Source organism: Methanococcoides methylutens (genome assembly GCF_000765475.1).
GTDB lineage: Archaea > Halobacteriota > Methanosarcinia > Methanosarcinales > Methanosarcinaceae > Methanococcoides > Methanococcoides methylutens.
Genome location: NZ_JRHO01000013.1, coordinates 14,688 through 34,675 on the forward strand (window position 1 = coordinate 14,688; position 19,988 = coordinate 34,675).

The 19,988-nt window shown below is 41.6% G+C and carries 16 protein-coding genes and 1 pseudogene; 4 read left to right on the forward strand and 13 right to left on the reverse strand.

Going from position 1 to position 19,988, the window contains the following annotated elements; genetic code table 11:
* Positions 1-63: 63 nt before the first annotated feature.
* The 5 genes from LI82_RS06295 to LI82_RS06315 form a co-directional block, all read right to left on the reverse strand.
* Positions 64-1,263: a glycoside hydrolase family 57 protein gene (locus LI82_RS06295; protein WP_048194280.1), complete on the reverse strand. Its 1,200-nt coding sequence runs from the start codon at positions 1,261-1,263 to the stop codon at positions 64-66.
* A complete protein-coding gene (locus LI82_RS06300; RefSeq protein ID WP_048194282.1) occupies positions 1,260-2,390 on the reverse strand; it encodes a glycoside hydrolase family 57 protein in 1,131 nt (376 codons plus the stop codon). Before LI82_RS06300 ends, LI82_RS06295 begins: the two co-directional genes overlap by 4 nt.
* Positions 2,391-2,452: 62 nt before the next feature.
* Complete coding sequence (locus LI82_RS06305) at positions 2,453-3,622, reverse strand: glycosyltransferase family 4 protein (protein WP_048194283.1); 1,170 nt, start codon at positions 3,620-3,622, stop codon at positions 2,453-2,455.
* Positions 3,623-3,696: 74 nt separating this feature from the next.
* Positions 3,697-4,671, reverse strand: a complete 975-nt coding sequence (locus LI82_RS06310; protein WP_048194284.1) for a galactose-1-phosphate uridylyltransferase — start codon at positions 4,669-4,671, stop codon at positions 3,697-3,699.
* A gap of 133 nt (positions 4,672-4,804) precedes the next feature.
* The gene (locus tag LI82_RS06315; protein ID WP_081955761.1) at positions 4,805-6,628 is read right to left on the reverse strand and encodes a glycosyltransferase family protein; all 1,824 of its coding nucleotides are present in this window, start codon (positions 6,626-6,628) and stop codon (positions 4,805-4,807) included.
* Between the two features lie 223 nt (positions 6,629-6,851).
* On the opposite strand from LI82_RS06315, the gene LI82_RS06320 reads away from it, so the two are divergent.
* The gene (locus LI82_RS06320) at positions 6,852-9,614 is read left to right on the forward strand and encodes a cation-translocating P-type ATPase (RefSeq protein WP_201770308.1); all 2,763 of its coding nucleotides are present in this window, start codon (positions 6,852-6,854) and stop codon (positions 9,612-9,614) included.
* A 169-nt stretch (positions 9,615-9,783) separates the two neighbouring features.
* Here LI82_RS06320 and LI82_RS06325 read toward each other — a convergent pair whose 3' ends face one another.
* The 5 genes from LI82_RS06325 to LI82_RS06345 all read right to left on the reverse strand — a co-directional run bounded on the left by LI82_RS06325 (position 9,784) and on the right by LI82_RS06345 (position 15,217).
* Positions 9,784-10,671: a glycine betaine ABC transporter substrate-binding protein gene (locus LI82_RS06325; protein WP_052402774.1), complete on the reverse strand. Its 888-nt coding sequence runs from the start codon at positions 10,669-10,671 to the stop codon at positions 9,784-9,786.
* 178 nt (positions 10,672-10,849) lie between these two features.
* Entirely contained in the window at positions 10,850-11,689 is an 840-nt protein-coding gene (locus LI82_RS06330; protein ID WP_236622689.1) for a glycine betaine ABC transporter substrate-binding protein, read from the reverse strand.
* A 112-nt stretch (positions 11,690-11,801) separates the two neighbouring features.
* Positions 11,802-12,632 (reverse strand): ABC transporter permease, encoded by an 831-nt coding sequence (locus tag LI82_RS06335; protein WP_048194288.1) that lies wholly within the window; start codon positions 12,630-12,632, stop codon positions 11,802-11,804.
* A 3-nt stretch (positions 12,633-12,635) separates the two neighbouring features.
* Positions 12,636-13,847: a quaternary amine ABC transporter ATP-binding protein gene (locus LI82_RS06340; RefSeq protein WP_048194290.1), complete on the reverse strand. Its 1,212-nt coding sequence runs from the start codon at positions 13,845-13,847 to the stop codon at positions 12,636-12,638.
* A gap of 323 nt (positions 13,848-14,170) precedes the next feature.
* Positions 14,171-15,217: a calcium/sodium antiporter gene (locus LI82_RS06345; RefSeq protein WP_201770309.1), complete on the reverse strand. Its 1,047-nt coding sequence runs from the start codon at positions 15,215-15,217 to the stop codon at positions 14,171-14,173.
* A 190-nt stretch (positions 15,218-15,407) separates the two neighbouring features.
* On the opposite strand from LI82_RS06345, the gene ribH reads away from it, so the two are divergent.
* On the forward strand, positions 15,408-15,827 hold the full coding sequence (ribH, locus tag LI82_RS06350) for a 6,7-dimethyl-8-ribityllumazine synthase (protein ID WP_201770303.1): 420 nt from the start codon (positions 15,408-15,410) through the stop codon (positions 15,825-15,827).
* Positions 15,828-15,878: 51 nt separating this feature from the next.
* The gene (locus LI82_RS06355; RefSeq protein ID WP_048194293.1) at positions 15,879-17,021 is read left to right on the forward strand and encodes a pyridoxal phosphate-dependent aminotransferase; all 1,143 of its coding nucleotides are present in this window, start codon (positions 15,879-15,881) and stop codon (positions 17,019-17,021) included.
* 106 nt (positions 17,022-17,127) lie between these two features.
* On the opposite strand, the gene LI82_RS06360 is transcribed toward LI82_RS06355, so the two are convergent.
* From LI82_RS06360 to LI82_RS06370, 3 genes are all read right to left on the reverse strand, one after another.
* Positions 17,128-17,562, reverse strand: a complete 435-nt coding sequence (locus tag LI82_RS06360; protein WP_052402776.1) for an adenylyltransferase/cytidyltransferase family protein — start codon at positions 17,560-17,562, stop codon at positions 17,128-17,130.
* A gap of 116 nt (positions 17,563-17,678) precedes the next feature.
* Complete coding sequence (locus LI82_RS06365) at positions 17,679-18,476, reverse strand: DUF1638 domain-containing protein (RefSeq protein ID WP_048194298.1); 798 nt, start codon at positions 18,474-18,476, stop codon at positions 17,679-17,681.
* Between the two features lie 235 nt (positions 18,477-18,711).
* Positions 18,712-19,461 (reverse strand): class I SAM-dependent methyltransferase, encoded by a 750-nt coding sequence (locus tag LI82_RS06370; RefSeq protein WP_048194300.1) that lies wholly within the window; start codon positions 19,459-19,461, stop codon positions 18,712-18,714.
* A 62-nt stretch (positions 19,462-19,523) separates the two neighbouring features.
* Here LI82_RS06370 and cas1 point away from each other — a divergent pair.
* Positions 19,524-19,946: pseudogene (gene cas1 / locus LI82_RS12735) on the forward strand (CRISPR-associated endonuclease Cas1); the annotation flags it as partial.
* Between the last annotated feature and the right edge of the window lie 42 nt (positions 19,947-19,988).

Genomic DNA, 19,988 nt, shown 5'->3' on the forward strand with positions numbered 1-19,988 from the left:
TATTTATTAGTTCGTCTATCAATCCAATTGTTCGTCAATTGATATGTTCATCCGCACATTCGATCATGCATCCATTTCTGCCAGTTTCCTGAAAACACAGGATTTGAAATCCAATAATACTGCAATGAAATTTATTGCTGCATCATAAGGTGATGTATGGATACTGAAATACGAATGGACATCTCCATCACCTAACCATTTTGTGCTCATGTAGTAATAGTGGTCGGATGTCAGAAGATGTTTCCATATATTGATAAGTTCGGGGTCTTTCGTTTTTTTCACGTAAGGTCCAAGCCGCTTTGCCTCTTCGAAGCATCTGCGTTGCATATCGTTACCAAGCCATGCACTTGTATCTCTCTCCATATCTGCCCATGAGATCGTGTTAAAGTCCCCAACATCGATCTCATCTACAGGATCATATTTCTCAATGACCTCTGAAGGAGTATTGAACTCAATACCTTTGCTAAGAACCTCATTCGGCAAAGCCCGGAGGAAATCAAAGATACCTGAATCAGCCCATTGATGTTCACCAAAGGTCTCGTAATCCATGAAGATATTAAGGCAATCTCCTTGTTCCTTAGATGCCCAGCATGCCCATTTGTCAGCAGTTAATGGATACTCTTCCCACCATTTTGCGGAGAAACGATATCCGATATCATCACTCATCTTATAGTTCCTCATAAGAACGGCGATGTCACAGTCCTTTGCCTTGTAGACATGATTGGGAGAACGGGATTCAAGTAGCTGGTCAACACCTTCTGTAAGGATGGCTTTGTAACCCAGAGATGAGACGGTCTCTGCAACACTATTGTTGTACAGAAGTTCCGTATTTCTGAAGATCTGTGGTTTTACACCCATTAGGTCTGAAGTAAGGTCATGGTGGGCCTTTATCTCTTCCCTGAATTCATCCTTGCTATCGAAAAGACCTGCAAGTGAATGATAATTTGTCTCATCAAGGAATTCCACACACTTTGAATCAGCAAGCTGCCTGAAAATTTCAAGGACATCAGGATTCCATTTTTCACACTGGCTCAGAAGAGTTCCGGTTATTGAGACACTGAACTTGAAGTCGCCTTCATGCTGGTCAACGAGTTCTGCCAGGAGAGTTGTAGCTGGAAGGTAACACTTGCTGGCAACCTTCTCAAAGATGCTCCTGTTTATTGCAACATCAAAATATCTTTCAAATCCTTTAGAGTCATCCGGCCAGAACCACTTTAAACGATATGGCTGGTGGAGCTGGAAGTACATACACACAGATCTCATACTTTCACCTCCAGTATTGCACGCTTAAAGTCCGAGATCGCGGAGAATATATTGACAGCCTTTTCATAGCCATGATTATTGTTTTCAGACCCCATCTCCAGTAAGATCTCACTTTGCTGCAAGTATCGATAGATACAATTTAATTTATCATATTCCGGAGCACCCTTTATGGACTCCATGATCTTTCCGATCTCGATCAGTTCATGCAGGTACAGATGCTGGGGATGATTTCCCATCAGATTATGCATTCCATAACGGGAGGTTGACCTGTTCATGATAGAAGGAAGTTCTTTTGGCTTGAATTTCTTCAAAGCTTCTTCAGGTGTTACCATGGAAATTCCATATTTCTCGAAACTTGCCGGAAGATCGATCAGGAACTGGAGTATATCGCTCCTGCTTTGCTGATGGGCAAGCATAGAACTATATTTGAAATGCAATGTCGTGATATCTCCTTCCATATTAGCTATCCAGGAAGCAAATTTATCGGCTATCAAAGGATAACCTATCCATTTCTGGTCTGAGAAGCGCGATTCGATATCTTCGCTAAGGGAGATATGACGCAATAGCGTTGGTATTTGATCGCCATAAATGTGTTTTGGATCACTTCCATATAAGAGATTCTCCGAACCTTCTGAAATTAGACACTTAAACTTCATTTCCTTAAGGATAGTACTGAGTTCTTTTGTAAGTATCAGTTCCGAATTTATGAAGGTCAGGGGATTAATATTGAAGATATCTTTGATCTTGTTCCGATGCATTGAAACCTGTTCTTTAAATTCTTTATTATCAGGGAAAAGGGATGACACTGAATGGTAATAGGGTGAAGCTGAAAAACTGGCACCCCTGTCCTTTAACTCCTGAAATGATCCTATTAAAGCAGGATTCCATTTACATTGATCTAAAAATATTCCGGATATATCAAACGTATACTTTGCACCATTATCGATGGAATCCAGCAAAGCTTCATTCATACTAATTATTTGTGGGATATTTTTTTCTAAAGTAGAGTATATATGCGGCTGATCAAAATATGTTTCAAACTCCGGAGAATGATATCCCTCAGATGGCCAGTACCATTTTAATACACACGGAAGATGTACTTCCGAACAGATGCAAACTGACTGCATTCAAAAGCCTCGTATTTTATTATATTTTCAAGACATTAGTTATTTACTAATGCTATTGCAATTTAATTTTTGAGAGCATCAAGGTACGCTTCACTTGTTTGTTCTGCGATCTTGTGCCAGTTGTATTTAGTGTCGATAAGTTCTTTACCGGCTTGTCTCATGCTGCCATTGGAGAGATCATCAAGCACGTGCTTTAAACCCCATGCAATAGAATCCGGGTTTTTGTAGACAAGGATACCATCGACAAAATTATTGATTATCTGAACGGCATCTGTTGCAACGATGGTCCTTTCAGCATCCCAGCCTTCAAGAACAACTATGCCAAAAGGCTCGTTCCTGCTTGGGATACAGAGAATATCGCATGCATTGTACCAGTCCCTGGCTGTTTCATCATCCGCATACCCCAGGAAATGACAACGATCTGAAACATTTTCTGCATTTACGAGATGTTCACAGTGAGGGCGCATTTCACCTTCACCAATGAAAACAAACTGAGTATCCCATCGGTGATTCAATACTTCAGGGATCGCTTCAGCAAGGATATCCGGACCTTTTTGGTAGCTCATACGTCCTATGAACAGAACAACCGGTGCAAGAGGATGGATGCCAAATCTTTCTTTTACTTCACCGGGGTCAACGTCCTTTTTCATTTTGCCATGGAAGATCCCGTTTGGAATGATGGAGATCTTCTCATCAGGTATCTGGTATAAGAACTTGATCTCATCTGTAAGTTGTTGTGAAGTGGATATGACCTTTATGGATTCATAGCCAGCTTTCCATTCCCGGTGTGATATTTCCTTTGCTTCCCACCAATCCCCATGGACATTACCGTTTCTTCCCCATTCGGTACTGTGATATGTGAACATAAAAGGGATTCCAAATTCATATTTGATCCTTGAGACCACATTGAAGGGATGCCAGTCATGGGCATGCAATATATCGAACTTTCCATATTCCTTCGTGACATCAAGGAATCTCGAGTACATTGAATCGCACATACTGTCCATTTGCTGGACAATGCCTCCGTCAAGAGAATGGTATACACGATGGTAGTGAACCCCATTTACTTTCTCATATGGTTCAAGTTCATGATTTCTTGTAAATATATGAACCGAATGTCCCTTCTCAGCAAGAGCTTCTGCAAGTTCGGAAACATGCGGTGCTATACCGCCTACTTTGACCGAGTGTAAACTTTCCCAGGAAAACATCCCGATGTTTAAATTTTTCCCCATATTCTAACCCTAAATATTTTATATATGTCTGTAAATATGTCTATGTATATTTAATATTATCATCTACAGTAGCTTCAAAATTTACCCTGAAGATAATTAACAGCCGTTTCCGGCGGCATTGTATTGATGAATACCTCGGTATTCTTCTCAAATCCTGCTTTCTTAGTTGTAACCGGCTCGATCTTTAAGTTAAAGTGATATTCAGTTTCATCCCTTAGCTGATAGAACATGTAGTTGTAAGGTATCTCTCCAATATTGTCCCATAGGCCAGATAGAGCATAATGAATTGCTTTTCCAAGAGAGTTCAACTGGTCCTGGTTGAAACATGAGATGTGATTTGTATGTACCCTAGGCAGAACCCACATCTCATACGGAACTTTTGAGCAATAAGGCGCAATAACCAGAAAATGATCATTTTCATATAAGAGTCTCTCACTTTTACTTTCTTTCTCTATAATATCACAATAAGGACATCCTGAATATGAATCGATGGCCTTCATTTCTTCCATTAAAGCCGGAGGTTTGATCGGCATTGCTATTAACTGGGAATGTGTATGTTCCAGAGATGCACCTGCCTTTTCTCCCCAATTCTTGAAAAGTGAAACATATTCTATCTTGTCCATGGATTCATAGTGAACTACACGGTCCTGATAGACCTTCATAAGTAATGCCATCTTTTCTTCGGAAAGATCAGGTATCACATTCTCATGCAAAGGCGTTTCGACTATAACCTCATGGAAACCATAGCCTGGAACCACCTCGAGATCTGAATGAACTTCACTGGCATCCGGGGAAAGTGCAGGATAAAGATTTGGTATGCAACGCACATCCCATCCTGTTATCCTTGAACCTTCGGAATCCTTCAGGATGCTACCATTTTTATAAACAGCAGTTGCAAGTGGTGTTTTATCTTCTTCACCAGCACAAAAAACACATTTGTTGGACGCCCCTTCTTTCTTTTCTGCTTTGAAGACCGATGGTCTCTTGCTTCTTCCTGGTGCAATTATGCAATATTCATTCCGAAAATAATGTTTACGTATCTCTGACATTTACCCAACATCCCCAATATAATATTCCAGGTTTATCCTTCCTGGTATCTTTCAAGTTAGATCTTAATTAAATTTCCAAGCTCAGTCCTGAATGAAGATCATACAGTTGTTCACATAAGGCAATTTATATCCATTAGAGATCTTTCATTTCATGTTTTGCTTTTATGCCTGTAAGCATCTCGTAGTATTGCTTAGTAGGTTCCTGCCAGTTCATATCCTTGGCAAGGAGATTTGCTTCCTGGCAGAGGAAGTTGTATTTTGTCTTATCGTCAGTGTAAGTGTCGATGAAGTAATCCATGGTAAGTGCATAATCTGCTATGGTCTCAAGATAAGACTGATCGATATTGTCAACTACCAATACTCCCCCCATTCCCATTACAAGACGCTTGACGGTTTTTAGTGCATCACTGAACCCACAAACTTTGCTTACAATGCTTGGTGTTGCTTCTTTTCCTGCCTCAAGACCGGTTAACAGGAATGGCTCATATTTGGAAGGGAATATGCCGGCAATGCAACCAGCCATGAACTCATCCACCGTCATGTTGAAACCACCATCGTTGCTCGACAACCATTGAGGATAAAGAACAGCAGAAACATACCTGCTAGCACTTGGAAGTCTGGAACATTCAAGTCCTCTCTCTTCGATCATTCTTTGGATCCGCAGCTCTTCACCGATCAGCACCTCTTCATCGAGCATTATCGGGAAGTTTTCCGGCAGATTAGTTTTCGGACCATGAGCAGTTATGATGAAACAAACAACCCTGTAGTTCTCATCAAGCCTGCCTGCTTCGACCTCTATTCTGACCATCCTGTCAAGAATAAGAAGTGAATCCAGCAGGTCAGGATAACCTTTATTTTCAATTTCGATCCTTGAGATCGAGAAGATAGGAATTATTCTTTCAGGTGAAAGTTCTACGCTGTTATAGGTCTTGTAGATCTTTTCGGAAGTCAATTCCTGGATCTTAGTACGGAGCTTTAGTTTTTTATCCCATAGCTCATCAATGTCCTCGATCTCAATATCGATGCCGTTCCTCACAATTATGGAATCAATATCATAGAACAATTTGATCTCTTTTTTAGTAGAATCCCCTACGGCAGTTACAACATCTGCATATGAGGATAACGACTCAAGGGTTGCCATATTCTTTGGAACCCCATCTCCCCATGAACGGTCATTATCACGTATTTTCTGGATGGAAAGATGTCCTGCAACTCTGCCGGGAATAGTTGCATGATAAGTTGCAACTGAATTGATAGGAACACCGATCTTCTTGAGCCTGGCAATTGCATAAAAGACACCGAATTCATGACAGTGCAATGAAACATGCCATGAAGGCATCAAAGAACTGGCAAATTCGGATATTAGTTCATCTTCATAGGTCTTGGCCTTTTCTTCCCTGAGAGCTACAAGAGTATGAACAAATTCTGATATTGCGTACGAAAGATTAAGGTAATGTGTATATTCGGTCCTGTTACCCATTTCCTCATATGAAAGGGAATCAAGACCTGTGAGCTCATATGCTTCGGCTTTTATCTTATTTTCCAGACAGACATGTTTTCCTTTATAATCAACACCAGTCCTGCAAAAATCATTGGTCTTGAACATAAGGTAGAGGATCTCTATTCCTGAGATCTTTTTGGATGCAACAATAAGTTCGATGCCTTTTTCCCGGAGCTTTTCAATGATAAGTGAAAGGCTTTCATCTGGCACGAAATCTTCGAACTCACTCATGTCTGTGATACGGTTGAGTCCCTTGTTCCAATCCGAACCACTATAGCCATAATAAGGACACGCAACGAAGATCCTTGGAGTTGTTTCCTCGTCTATTGTTCCGTCTTCAAGCATTTTAGCAAGAGTTTTTACTTCTGCCTCAATAACATTCCATATACCGCCCATTTTGTTGGACTTCGGACCAGCTTCTTCACCCGCGATAATAATACATTTACGTTCGAACACGCAGTACCCCCGTACTTATCAGTTGTCTTCAGATATTGGCAGGAGTAGTATATTTAGGTTTGGTAAAAATATCAATTGTTTCATTAATTATACCATATATTCTGAAAAAATTTAGACGGAATATTTGATTTACTCCCTGATTGGCCAGATGGAAGAATCTATATCCTATTATTACAATTGTATGTATAAATATGTTAAATGTTGAGAGTATGGGGGTAACATTATACTCAACAATGAAGTTCCTGATTGCGGGGTAAAAGGCGATGAGCATAACATCTCTCTCGAAGAATTTCTCAAAAGGTTCGATGCTGATGCTGAAGGATTAACATCAGCTGAAGCCCTGAGAAGGTTGGAGGTGTGTGGAAAGAACATTCTTGAAAACATGGGGAGCGAATCAGCTCTAAAAAAGTACCTAAAGCAATTCCGCAATTTTTTCTCGATCCTTCTGATCACAGGGGCTTTTCTTTCATATACAGCAGAACGCCTGGATCCCGGGAAAGGCAACCTCTACATATCGGTCGCACTTTTTGGAGTTGTCATTATTAATGCAACTTTTACTTTCATACAGGAATACCAGGCTGAACAGATAATGGCAAGTTTCCGCCAGCTTATACCTCCTGCTGCCAGGGTTTTGAGGGATGGGACAATTAAGGAAATATTGGCATCAGAACTGGTTGTAGGGGATGTCATATTCATTGAGGAAGGTGACAAGGTACCTGCTGATGGCCGGCTCATTGAAGAGAATACCTTAAAGGTTGACAATTCTTCACTGACCGGAGAGGCTGAGCCGCAGTTACGCTCGCTTGAATGTACCCATCCAAACTTACTCGAATGCAGGAACATGGTATTCTCAGGTACGCTTGTATTAACGGGTAATGGAAAAGCTATTGTTTACGGAACCAGCCAGAACACACAGATGGGAAAGCTTGCAACCCTTACGGAACAGACAACATCCGTTGAAACTCCTCTTCGCAAAGAGCTTAACACTTTCATCAAGATCATTTCCGTAATAGCAATATTTCTGGGTATATCCTTCTTTGCGATTGGCTTTGTGATACAGGACCTGTTCCTATTGAACCTCATTTTTGCAATAGGTATCATCGTTGCCAATGTCCCGGAAGGATTGCTTCCAACTGTGACCCTTGCCTTAAGCCTGGCCTCAAAAAGGATGGCAAAAAGGAATGCGCTTATCAAACAGCTTGAATCAGTGGAAACGCTTGGATCCACCACGGTCATCTGTACTGATAAGACCGGGACACTGACACAGAACAAGATGGCCATACATTCGGTAACTCTGGGTTTTGAACATATCGATGTGGCAAACGGGGAAGTGCCGCCGGAGATACTCCTGAAAGTAGCGGTCCTTTGTAATAATTCAAGGCTTACTGAGGGACCTGCAGGATATAAGGGGGATCCTACTGAAGGTGCCTTGTTGATGTATGCATCAAAATTCGCGGATATTAATGCTATGCGGGAAAAGAATGCTCGTTTGAAGGAATATTCGTTCGACTCCCTGAAAGAAAGGATGCAGGTCATTTACCATTCTAATACTGATGCTGTTGCTGGTAATAATGCTGATACTGGTAATGATGTTGATACTGATGATAAGGAGTCCTACCTGAAAGGTGCAAGTGAAGTCGTTGTCAAAATGTGTGACCGCATCCTGATGAATGGGGATGAGGTACCTATTACCGAAAATGACAGGAACGATCTCCTTGACATGCATCTAAAGATCGCTGAAAGGGGAGAGCGTGTTCTTGCTCTTGCCTATCGAAGGGCAGAAGAGGAGATGGAATATGATGCCGGCTTTACTTTCATCGGTTTTACCGGAGCTGTCGATCCTCCCAGGCCGGAGGTTAAAGATGCTATCAATAAATGCCACCGGGCTGGAATCAAGGTAGTAATGATAACCGGTGATCATCCGGTAACTGCCCTTTCGATCGCAAAGACCGTTGGTTTCAGTAACAATGGGCATGAGCCGGTGATTATCACAGGAGCCGAGCTGGATGAACTCTCACTTGATGAACTTTCAGAAAAACTAAAGGCACCGGATATTATATTCGCACGAACATCCCCTGTCCAGAAATTAAAGATAGTACAGGCATTCCAGTCAATGGGAGAGATCGTTACCATGACCGGGGATGGTGTCAATGATGCCCCTGCAATCAAGAATTCTGACATGGGAGTCGCTATGGGAAGCGGTACGGATGTTGCAAGGGAATCTGCTGACATGATACTTCTTGACGATAATTTTGCCACCATCGTCAGTGCAGTGGAAGAAGGAAGGACCGTCTTTGATAATATCAAGAAGTTCATTGCCTACATCCTTACAAGCAACATCCCGGAAATACTGCCGTTCATTGCATTCGTCCTTCTTGCGATCCCTCTGCCAATGAACGTACAACTGATCCTTGCCATCGATCTTGGTACGGACATACTCCCGGCACTGGCACTGGCTGTTGAGAAAGGTGAAGGTGACATAATGAACCGACCTCCTCGCTCTAAATATGAAAAGCTCCTGACACCACAGGTGCTTTTGACATCGTATGGAATGAAAGGACCCATCGAAGCTCTTGCAGGCTTTACGTGTTACTTTGCAGTACTTCTGGACGGAGGATGGACATGGGGACAGGCTCTGCTAAGCACTGAACTTCTCTACAGACAGGCAATAATGGCGTTTTTCGCTGCGGTAATAATATGCCAGGTCGCAAACCTGCTAGTATCCCGTACAAGGGTGGAATCAGCATTGTCCAGGAACCTGTTCACTAACAAAATGATATTGCTGGCTATAGTGAGTGAATTACTGATACTTTCCATGATAATGTTCTATCCGTTCGCGAACACGATATTCGGAACAGCACCTGTTCCGGTGGAATACCTTTTGCTTGCACTACCATTTGCAATATTGCTGTTCTTGCAGGATGAGATCAGGAAATATTACATCAGAAAGGGATCATTACTTGCAAAAGCTTTCCTGAAGTGGTGATCACACTGAACTATAATACATCCCAAAGTTGAATGTCAAAATTTGGATTTATGATAATTCATAATCTATTTTCAATTTTGAAAACGTACCCCATCTCTGTTAAAGGGTAGATAAAATATCTCTTAGATTTTCCAAAAAAAGTAAAAAAAGAATTTGTGAGGTGCTAACCTCACTGGTTCCCAAGAACCTCATCGATCTTTTCAGGGTTCTCTGCTAACCAATCTGCGGCAGCCTGTTCGGCTGATTTACCTTTATCGATATCGATCATCATGGATTCGATATCATAAAGGTCCATATTGTACCTCTTCATGATCTCATATATTTCAGGCCTGTCTTCCTGGAAGTCTTTCCTTGCAACGATCGCCAGATTATCGTTCTCACCATAGACACCTTCAGTGTCTTCGAGGAACTTCAAACCATCCATCCTTGCAAAGGACCAGTGTGGTCTCCAGAGGGTTACAACGATCCATTCTTCGTTATCAATAGCAGACTGGAGTTCAGTGACCATACCAACAGTACTGCTGGAGTAAAGTTCAAAGTTGCCCATTTCATAATTTACAAAGCATTTTTCTGTACTCTGCATGATACCGGATCCAGGTTCAATTCCATTTATAATTCCATCGAACTTGTCTGCATTTTCATTAAGTTCCTCGATGGTATCTATTGTAACATATTCAGGAACAACAAGTCCACATTTTGCACCCGTGGATACATTTGTTACATAATCCAGATCTTCTCCGTATTTATCCCAGTATGGTTTCTGTGTAATAGGTAACCATACGCCTACAATTGCATCGATGTCACCCTGTGCAGCTGCCTGGTAAAGACCACCTACATCAGCATTTACAACTTCTACCTCATATCCGCCTGCTTCAAGTATCTGCTTGAAGACCTGGGAATTTGCACGTGAATCATCCCACTGAATTATTCCCAGTGTTACTGGTTCTGACACGGTTTCTTCGACTGGATTTTCTTTACTTTCGGATATACATCCGCCCCCTATAATGGCCAGTGCAAGCATGAAACATGCTAACGCATATATTGATCGATTTTTCAACTTTTTTCCTCCTGGTATTTAAGTACAGGGATTTAATACAAATATTGAAGATAGGGAAGGAAACCCTGTTTGATCCAACCCAAACATAAATTTGAAGAATGATAGAGAACACAGATCCTTTTTCAGGTCTGGTAGCTAAAATGGGTATAGTAGCTAAAATAAAAAGTGGGGTGAGTAATTACTCACCAAGCCACTCGTTTACCTTTTCTGGATTGTTCTCGATCCACTTTGCAGCTGCTTCCTCTGGAGACATGTCACTTTCCATGTCAAGCATTACTGACTGTATATCTTCATGTGACCAGTGGAACCTTGTAAGCACGCCATATACTTCCGGCATGTCCTCTTCAAGACCCATGCGTGCAAGGGTGTCCACATTATCTGCCTGACCAAATACATCTTCCGGATCATCGAGGTATTTGAGATCCCAGCGTCCAAATGCCCAGTGTGGTGACCAGAGTGTAACAATTATAGGTTCTTCATCAGCGATAGCCCTGCTAAGCTCAGCGGTCATTCCAGCTGTACTGCTTGAGATAAGTGTGTAATCAAGTTCGTATGCTTCAATTGCATTCTCAGTGTTCTGCATGATACCTGCACCAGGATCGATGCCTATGATCTCAGAATCAAATGCTTCCTTGTTTGCATTGAGCTCATCGATGGAATCAACTTCAACATATGTTGGAACTGCGAGTCCAAGCTGGCATTCTTCAAGGTTGTGTCTTACGTTGACTATCTGGTCACCATACTGGTTCCAGTAGTTTTCCTGTGTAATAGGTAACCATGCAGAGGTTGTAAAATCAAAGTCTCCCTGTGAAAGACCCTGGTAAAGTGCACCTGCATCTACTGCTATGATCTCTACGTCATAGCCCTTCATCTCAAGTACCTGTTCTATCACATTGGTGCTTGCGATCTCTCCGTCCCAGAGGACGTATCCGACTGTAACCTCTTCGGAAACAGTTTCTTCTCCTGCATCATCCTGTCCGGTACAACCGGCTGCAACAAGACTCAGCATTACTACCATAATTAGCATTAATGATTTTATTTTGCCGTTCAAATTATCACAAACTTTTTATTAAAATTTATTTTTCGAATGTGCCATGCGACGATTTGCCGCTATGAAAGAAAGATGCATCTTACTTAGGCGTAAGATGCTGTGTGAACCTGTCAAGTATGACTGCAATGATCACAATTCCAAGTCCTGCTTCGAATCCCTGGCCGATATCGACCCTCTGTATACCAATAAGGACCTGATATCCCAGACCTCTCGCACCGATCATGGCAGCGATTACTACCATTGAAAGTGAAAGCATGATACACTGGTTGACACCTGCCATTATACTTGGCAGTGCAGTTGGAAGTTCCACCTTGACCAGTTTCTGCAATGGGGTCGAACCAAATGCATCGGCGACCTCTGTCAGTTCCTTTGGGACCTGTCTGATACCCAGGTTTGTAAGCCTGATGGCCGGAGGCATTGCGAAAACAATGGTTGCAACAAGTCCGGGGACATTTCCAAGTCCAAAGAATATGACGGCAGGAATAAGGTACACAAATGAAGGCATTGTCTGCATCAGATCAAGTATTGGCTTGATCACATGAAATGCCATTTCATTCTTTGCAGAGACAATTCCCAATGGTATTGCAATAAGTAATGCAAGGAAAGCAGATGCGAGTACAAGTGCAATAGTTTCCATCGACAACTCCCACAGTCCCATATTATCGACCAGGAGTAGACCAACAGCACTTCCAATTGCAAGCTTTCGATCTTTCTTACCAATGAAATATGCAGCAATTGCAATGATCAGCGTGAATAATATAGGGGGGAACAAAAGCAGTATATCATTAAGACCGGTGATCATGTAATCGGTTACATCACTGAAAAGATCCAGCAATACTCCAAAATTACCTTCGATCCAGTTGACCAGAACTTCTATAGCCTCGCCCACCGGTATTTTAGTTATAGCCATCGATTACACCTCCTCGATCGCAAGTGCACCAAGTACACTTCCTCTTACAATTATTCCAATAAGTTTTCCATCATCCTTTGCGACTGCAAGGGGGGAACTATTCTCTATTATCGGGATAAGTTCGTTTAAAGGTGTATCAGGATGAATTATTGTGACATCATGAGACATAACATCTCTAAGGCCCTTTCCTTCCTTTGAGCCTTTTAATGCATCATCCACCTTAATGATACCTTCAACATGCTTTTCCCTGTTCACAACAAAAATAGAGGATATACCATGTTCCCTCATCAATTGCAAAGCAACTTTCGGACCGGAGTTTATTGATACCACTGGTTCGGCACGTTTCATTACCGCTTCTGCAGTAAATATCTTGGTCCGGTCAACACCTGCAACGAACCTTGAGACATAATCATCAGCAGGTTCTGTAAGGATCTCTTCAGCAGTGCCTATCTGTGCGATCTTACCATCATTCATTATCATGATACGGTCACCCAGTTTCAGGGCTTCATCAAGGTCATGAGATACGAAAACTATAGTTTTCTGCATCTTGTCTTCCAGTGCAAGCAATTCATCCTGCATCTCGCTTCTTATAAGGGGATCAAGAGCGCTGAAAGCTTCATCCATCAGGAGGATATCGGGATCAGTTGCAAGTGCTCGTGCAAGTCCAACCCTTTGCTGCATCCCTCCGCTAAGCTGTGATGTTCTGCTGTCTTCATAACCTTTGAGACCAACTGTCTCGATAGCTTCATTCGCTTTAGGATATCTTTTATCCTTTGATACGCCCTGTATCTCAAGACCGTATGCAACATTATCAAGAACAGTCCTGTGGGGAATAAGTGCAAAATTCTGGAAAACCATTCCCATTTTTTTCCTGCGCATCTCTCGCAGTTCCTCCGAACTTGCTGTGGCAACATCATCGCCATCAAGGAGAATATGTCCGTCAGTAGGATCTATAAGGCGATTTATGCATCGCAAAAGAGTGGATTTTCCTGAACCTGAAAGGCCCATTATTACAAAGATCTCGCTTTCGTAGATATCAAAATTAACGTTGTAAAGTCCAACGTTCTGTCCGGTTTTTTCAAAAATATCGCGCTTAGTGAATCCTTTTTCGATAAGAGAAAGGGCTTTCCGGGGTTTTTTCCCAAAAATTTTAGTTAGGTTTCGTACTTCAATTTTCTTTTTTGGCTTTTGGATATTAAAATCTCCAGTTAACATTGAATGCATTCTCAATGTTGAATAAAACTTATTGAGGTCTTAATTTCATTGGCTCTTATCAGTGAAACAATGTGTTATATATTTTGTGGGTTGCAAAATTTATGGATCAGAGTGTCCGCAGATCATTTACAAATCAAATAACATGATTTCTATGGTACCTTTTTGCAGAATTTATTTTCATCAATTTAAAAATAATCAGTAAGTAATCTTAAATGATAAGTCTATTTTGATAAATATTTAATTAATGCCGAATCAGTCAATTGATTGCAGATTATCAGGCAATAGATGATATCTCAATTGAAAAATTAATGATTGTTCGATGATCAAAATGCCACTTCGGACTTGAATAATGATATGAGGAAGAGCGCATAAAGCACTATCAGTGCTATTCCTTCTATTCTCCTGATCTCCCAGTGAGTGTTAATGAACCATAACAGAACCACGCTGATCATTATCATGAACGGGATCGTGAACATGATACTGAGTCCTGTTATTTCGAGAGGGAATACAAACGCAGAGATTCCCAGTACCAGGAAAATGTTGGTGATGTTGGAGCCGATCACATTTCCGATCGCAATGTTTCCATAACCTTTGCGTGCAGCAGATATTGTCACCATCAGTTCAGGAAGGGAAGTGCCTACTGCAACAAGCGTGACACCAACAAAGGTATCAGGCAACTGAAATAGTTGTGCAAAGAATATTGCTTCGTTGACAAAGTACTTGGCACCGAATATCACTGCTATTCCGCTAACAGCAAGAATTAGAAGGTCTCTGGAAATGCTTCCGCGTTCCTTTTCAGTCTCTTTTTTACCATCGGAGTTAAAGCCATTGATCCCTTCTCTGATACGATTGTTCATCGACCCTACATATTTGAATTTAACAAAATAACCAATAAACTCCACGAAATAGGACTTATCTTTATATTTTGACTTGTCCTCGAACAAAAAGAAAACATAAGCTACATAAAAAAGGATAAGTATAACTGCTTCACCTCTTGATAGTTGCAGATCAAATGCAAAAAGCAGGAAAAGGGTGGTAGCAAAAAGCATAATGTATCCATCTCTTTTCAGCATATCTGAATCTGTCTTCACCACCGAAATGATCGCAGCACAGCCGACTATAAGAGCTATGTTCGCAATGTTCGAACCGACAATATTTCCTACAACAATTCCGCTTGATTGTGAAAGTGATGCTGCTATGGAAGAAGCAAGCTCAGGTATGGAAGTTCCAATAGCAACAAGAGTTAGTCCTATTATAAACTCTGAAACCCCAAGTTTTTTTGCAATAGCAGATGCTGAACTGACAAAAAGGTCTGAGCCTTTTACCAGCAGTATTAGGCCGACAAGCAGTATGGCAACATTTGATAGCATCAGCTTGTTATTTGAAAGCATTTCTATTAATCTTTGTGTATCATGACTTCATTTTTGTGTATCAAATCGTGCATAATAAGAATCCGGAATTGGGTGAAATGATGCCCTATACGTATATTTATATGCAAGATTGATGTTTAATGAATAATAGAAGTTAGACATTATATACATTATAAAGGAGTTATATGCTTTGAGTGATAGTGAACCTATTAGATTGGGATTTGTTGTAGCTGAGTTTAACAGGGACCTGACATACCAGATGGAGCTTTTGGGAACAGAGCATGCAAAGTTCCTTGGCGCTGAGGTCATAGACACAATTCTGGTACCCGGCGTATATGATATGCCTCTTGCTATCAAGAAACTTTGCAAGAGAGACGACATCGATGCTGTGATCACAATTGGCATTGTGATCGAAGGTGCTACAAAGCACGACGAGATTGTTGTCCAGCATGCTGCAAGGAAGATCACCGATCTTTCACTTGAATTTGACAAACCAGTGACACTTGGTATTGCAGGACCTGGCATGACACGCATGGAAGCACACCAGCGCGTGGATTATGCAAAGCGTGCAGTTGAAGCTGCAGTAAAGCTTGTCAGACGCCTGAAATAACCTGTACAATTCCAACTTGAATTCAAAAACGATATAATGAGGGTAATTCCTATGCCATCATCAAGACTTGAGCGTGTAGAAGAATCGGCAACGATAAAGATCGCAAACGCTGCCAACAAGCTGAAAAGTGAAGGTATCGATATCATCAGTTTCAGTCTCGGAGAACCGGACTTTGACACTCCTGAACACATCTGCAAGGCAGCTGCTGACGCAATGTACCGTGGTGAAACACATTATGCACCATCAAACGGTATTCCGGAACTCAGGGAAGCAATTGCAAACAAGCTGGTAAATGAGAACAAGCTTGATCTTACACCAAATGACGTACTTGTCACTCCTGGTGCAAAGCAGGCGATCTTTGAGATCATTATGTCTGTCCTCGATGACAATGATGAGGCTATCCTTCCTGATCCTTCATGGGTATCCTACAGCCCCTGCATCAAATTTGCAGGTGCAAACCCTGTATGGGCACCTACTGATCCGGACAACGGATTCATGCCTTACGGAATTGAGGAACTCATAACTGACAAGACAAAGCTCATCATCGTTAATTCCCCTTGCAATCCAACAGGTGGAGTGTATGATAAAGAGATGCTTAAGACAGTTGCAGACCTTGCTATCGACCACGACCTGCTTGTGATATCCGATGAGATCTACGAGAAGATCATCTATGATAAAAAGCACATCAGCATGGGTTCAATGGATGGTATGCACGACCGCACCATAACAGTTAACGGTTTCTCAAAAGCATATGCAATGACTGGCTGGAGACTTGGTTATGTGGCAGCTATACCAGAACTAATGAGTGGCTTTAAGAAGATCCATTCCCACTCCGTAAGCAGTGCTACGACCTTCGCACAGTTTGGTGGCGTAGCAGCACTGGAAGGACCACAGGAACCTGTCAATAACATGATCACGGAGTTCAAGGCAAGACGTGATATCCTTATCGATGGACTGAACAAGATCGGCTTTAAGTGCAAGAAGCCAGACGGTGCTTTCTATGCATTTGCCGATGTAAGCGCGTTCGGTAACGGTGATGAAATAGCAGACAAACTGTTGCAGGAAGCACACGTAGCTGTAACTCCAGGATCAGGATTCGGAGCAAGCAGCAAGGATTTCATCAGGATATCCTATGCTACATCACAGGAAAGGATAAGGGAAGCACTCCAGAGGATAGAGGACACACTCCTCTAAACCTTTTATTTTTAGGTTGCTTCTATTTTTTATTTTAACAATTTTGAATTAGATCAGGTAGATTCGTTAGTTAACCAGTTACTTAGTTAACCAGTTACTTAGGTAGTTAGTCCTGACTTTCACAATATCGCTCGAGTATCTTATTGACTATTCTTCCACTGCTGTATAGTGGACACTTCAGTGATTCATCGATGCGTATGACTTTTGCCTTAAAACCTTTTTCTTTCAGGCTTTTCTGAAGTTCCTCAATATCAAAGGTCTGGTCATGACCAAGAACTATGATGTCGGGATCTATCTCATATAGCGGGTCGAAGATGTCCTTTTCACTTCCAAGCATTGCTTTATCTACGACCTTCAATGAACTGATCATTTCAAGTCTCTGAATTTCAGGAACAATAGGCTTTGCCTTGTGTCTTATCATGGAATCCCTTGCGACCAGGACATAAAGCTCATCACCAAGAGCACGGGCACTACTTAAGAAGAAAACATGTCCGGGATGTAAAATATCAAAAGTTCCTGTGGCAAGTACTCGTTTCAACAAAGATCACCCTGAAGATATGGATTAATGGATAGAGATAGATGGATTATGCAGTTCAGGTAATACACAACAACATTAATAATATTACGCCGGGAATGAACAACAGCCCATTCTGCTGATCATTGTTCCCTTTTCAGGACTTCATTACGGAACTTCCTGTAACAGCCTTCAATGAGACCAAGCTCTCCCTCGATATTCAGGATATCAAAGTCAAATATCTCCGCAAACTCCTTCACGATGTCATCGAACTTCTTTTCATAACGCAGTCCGGTATCCAATTTTGCTACTTTCTTGTACCCCACCGCATCAAAAACGAATTTAGAAGTTTCAGTATCATTTGGGTCCTTTCCAAAACCACCGGCAACAAGCATATCTCCCCAGTTCGCAGCCCACATGGGTGTCAGGAAAAAGGTGCCTATTCCTTTGAAGCTCTTGAGGTGATGCAGGTATGCCTCTCTGCCTCCAAGCACTGCGCCTATGCAATCATCGATGATCTCACCGTTCTCTTCCTTGAGAATACATATCTTGCACTCAATATCCTCGAGATCCTTTTCAACATCCCCCAGAACATTACCGCAAAGCCCATAGAACAAAAGTATACCTTCCGAGTAAGGTGCCATTTCTTCGACTTTCGCATAGACCTCGGATTTGAGGTTGGTGGGTATAGCATGTAATGCAAATTCAAGTATATTTATGATACAACAATAGGAATCAGTACATTGTTCTGAGTACAGGGATGCCAGCTTACTTTCAGGTACTAGTTTGTAAGAAACCCCTATATCATCCAGCTTCTCTACAATGCCGGCACAGTCCTTGTTCTCTACTATGATCAGGTTATCTATCAAAGGATCATGTTCAACAAGATGAACGATCTCATCTTCGAACATCCTGCATCCTATCAGGCTTATTACAGGCATAGGTCTACTCCTCTTTTAACAGGTAAGTAATGTTGCAGGTCGGAACTATATAAGGATGCCTATAATAGTCGTTTTTATTGTTTTTCTATGGGAACTAGGCGACAATTTCGGGAAACAAATGCGGTGAAGAATCGCGCAAGTGGGGACGAGTAGTAAAGCAAAAAATCAAATTAAAAACGGTTTGTATTTGGACGTGATCTGCTTTGTATGAGCAAGTCACTCCACATATACGCTATTAGAGTTTGTTCTTCTGAAAAATGTAGAACGCATAACCATATTCATCTGGGCGTTCTCTGAAGAGTTTTATCTCTTTTCTGTTAAACTCAAGTATCATTTCTGCCTCAGTGTTTCCTTTATAGTTATCACTGATTTCATCAACTCTTTTTTCCAGATTGTCATAAAACTCGTACCAGACAGAAACTGGCAGTTTAAAGTGATCAATGACATCATATCCTACTGACGTAATAACTTTTTCAGTATCCGGTATATTCATGATACCAGGATATATTTCCTGCCAGAATTCAACAACTTCTGAAGAAGGTTCATCCGTGAACCATGTGTTCTCTGTCACTGCCATATAGCCCCCTTCTTTCAGGAACTGTTTCCAGTAGCTAATTCCTTTCTCAAAACCAAGGATAAAGATGGAGCCTTCTGCCCATATGATGTCGAATTCATTTGCTTCAAAAGGCAGGTCATCCATGGAAGCACAAACCGTGGTAATTCTGTCATCAACTCCTTCTTTAACTGCATTTTCCATCAGCTTATCCAGAAAAGGCTGGTAAATGTCAGTTGCAGTGATGTGACAGTCGTTGCAGATCTTCGCAAGATGAATTGTCTGCATACCCACACCGCAACCAATGTCAAGGATCTTACTGCCTGCAGGAAGGGAAGAAAGCAAATTAAAGGCTTTTTCAGTACATTCATTGCTGCCAGGCCCCTGTCTGGGCAATCCATCAAATATCTCAAAAATCGGTGATTCTGCCATAAGAATATCAAACAGAGATTAGCTTAAATCTGTTGTGGTATCCTGATAATGATTGCGTTTTCATCGATGTGATGTTGAATTATGGCTATGCATTGCTTGAATCCGAATGTCTGAGAGCTATCAATTCAGTTGGTCTTGATGCTCATGTTGGTTTCCTTCATGAGATGAATCCAAGTAAGAACAGTTTAGCCTATGACCTCCAAGAGCCGTTCAGGTTTATTGTGGATCTTGCTGTTATGAATCTGATTGAAAAGGGAGCTATGGATAGTAAGGACTTTATCAGGACTGAGAGTTTTTCATTGAGGCTTAGACCAAGTGGAAGGAAAGTTACTGAAGAGTTTAATTCTTTGATGAATGGCAAGGTTGAGTATAGGAAGAAGATGGGATTCTCCAAAGGTACTTTACACTACATGAAGCAGAATGCCAGAAGTGAGATGCCGTTTACCCTCAATGCTCTTGTTAGGGAGAGATTGGAGATGTGGAGTGGGGTTCGAATAATAAAAATAGGTCGCAGGCATAGTGCCTGC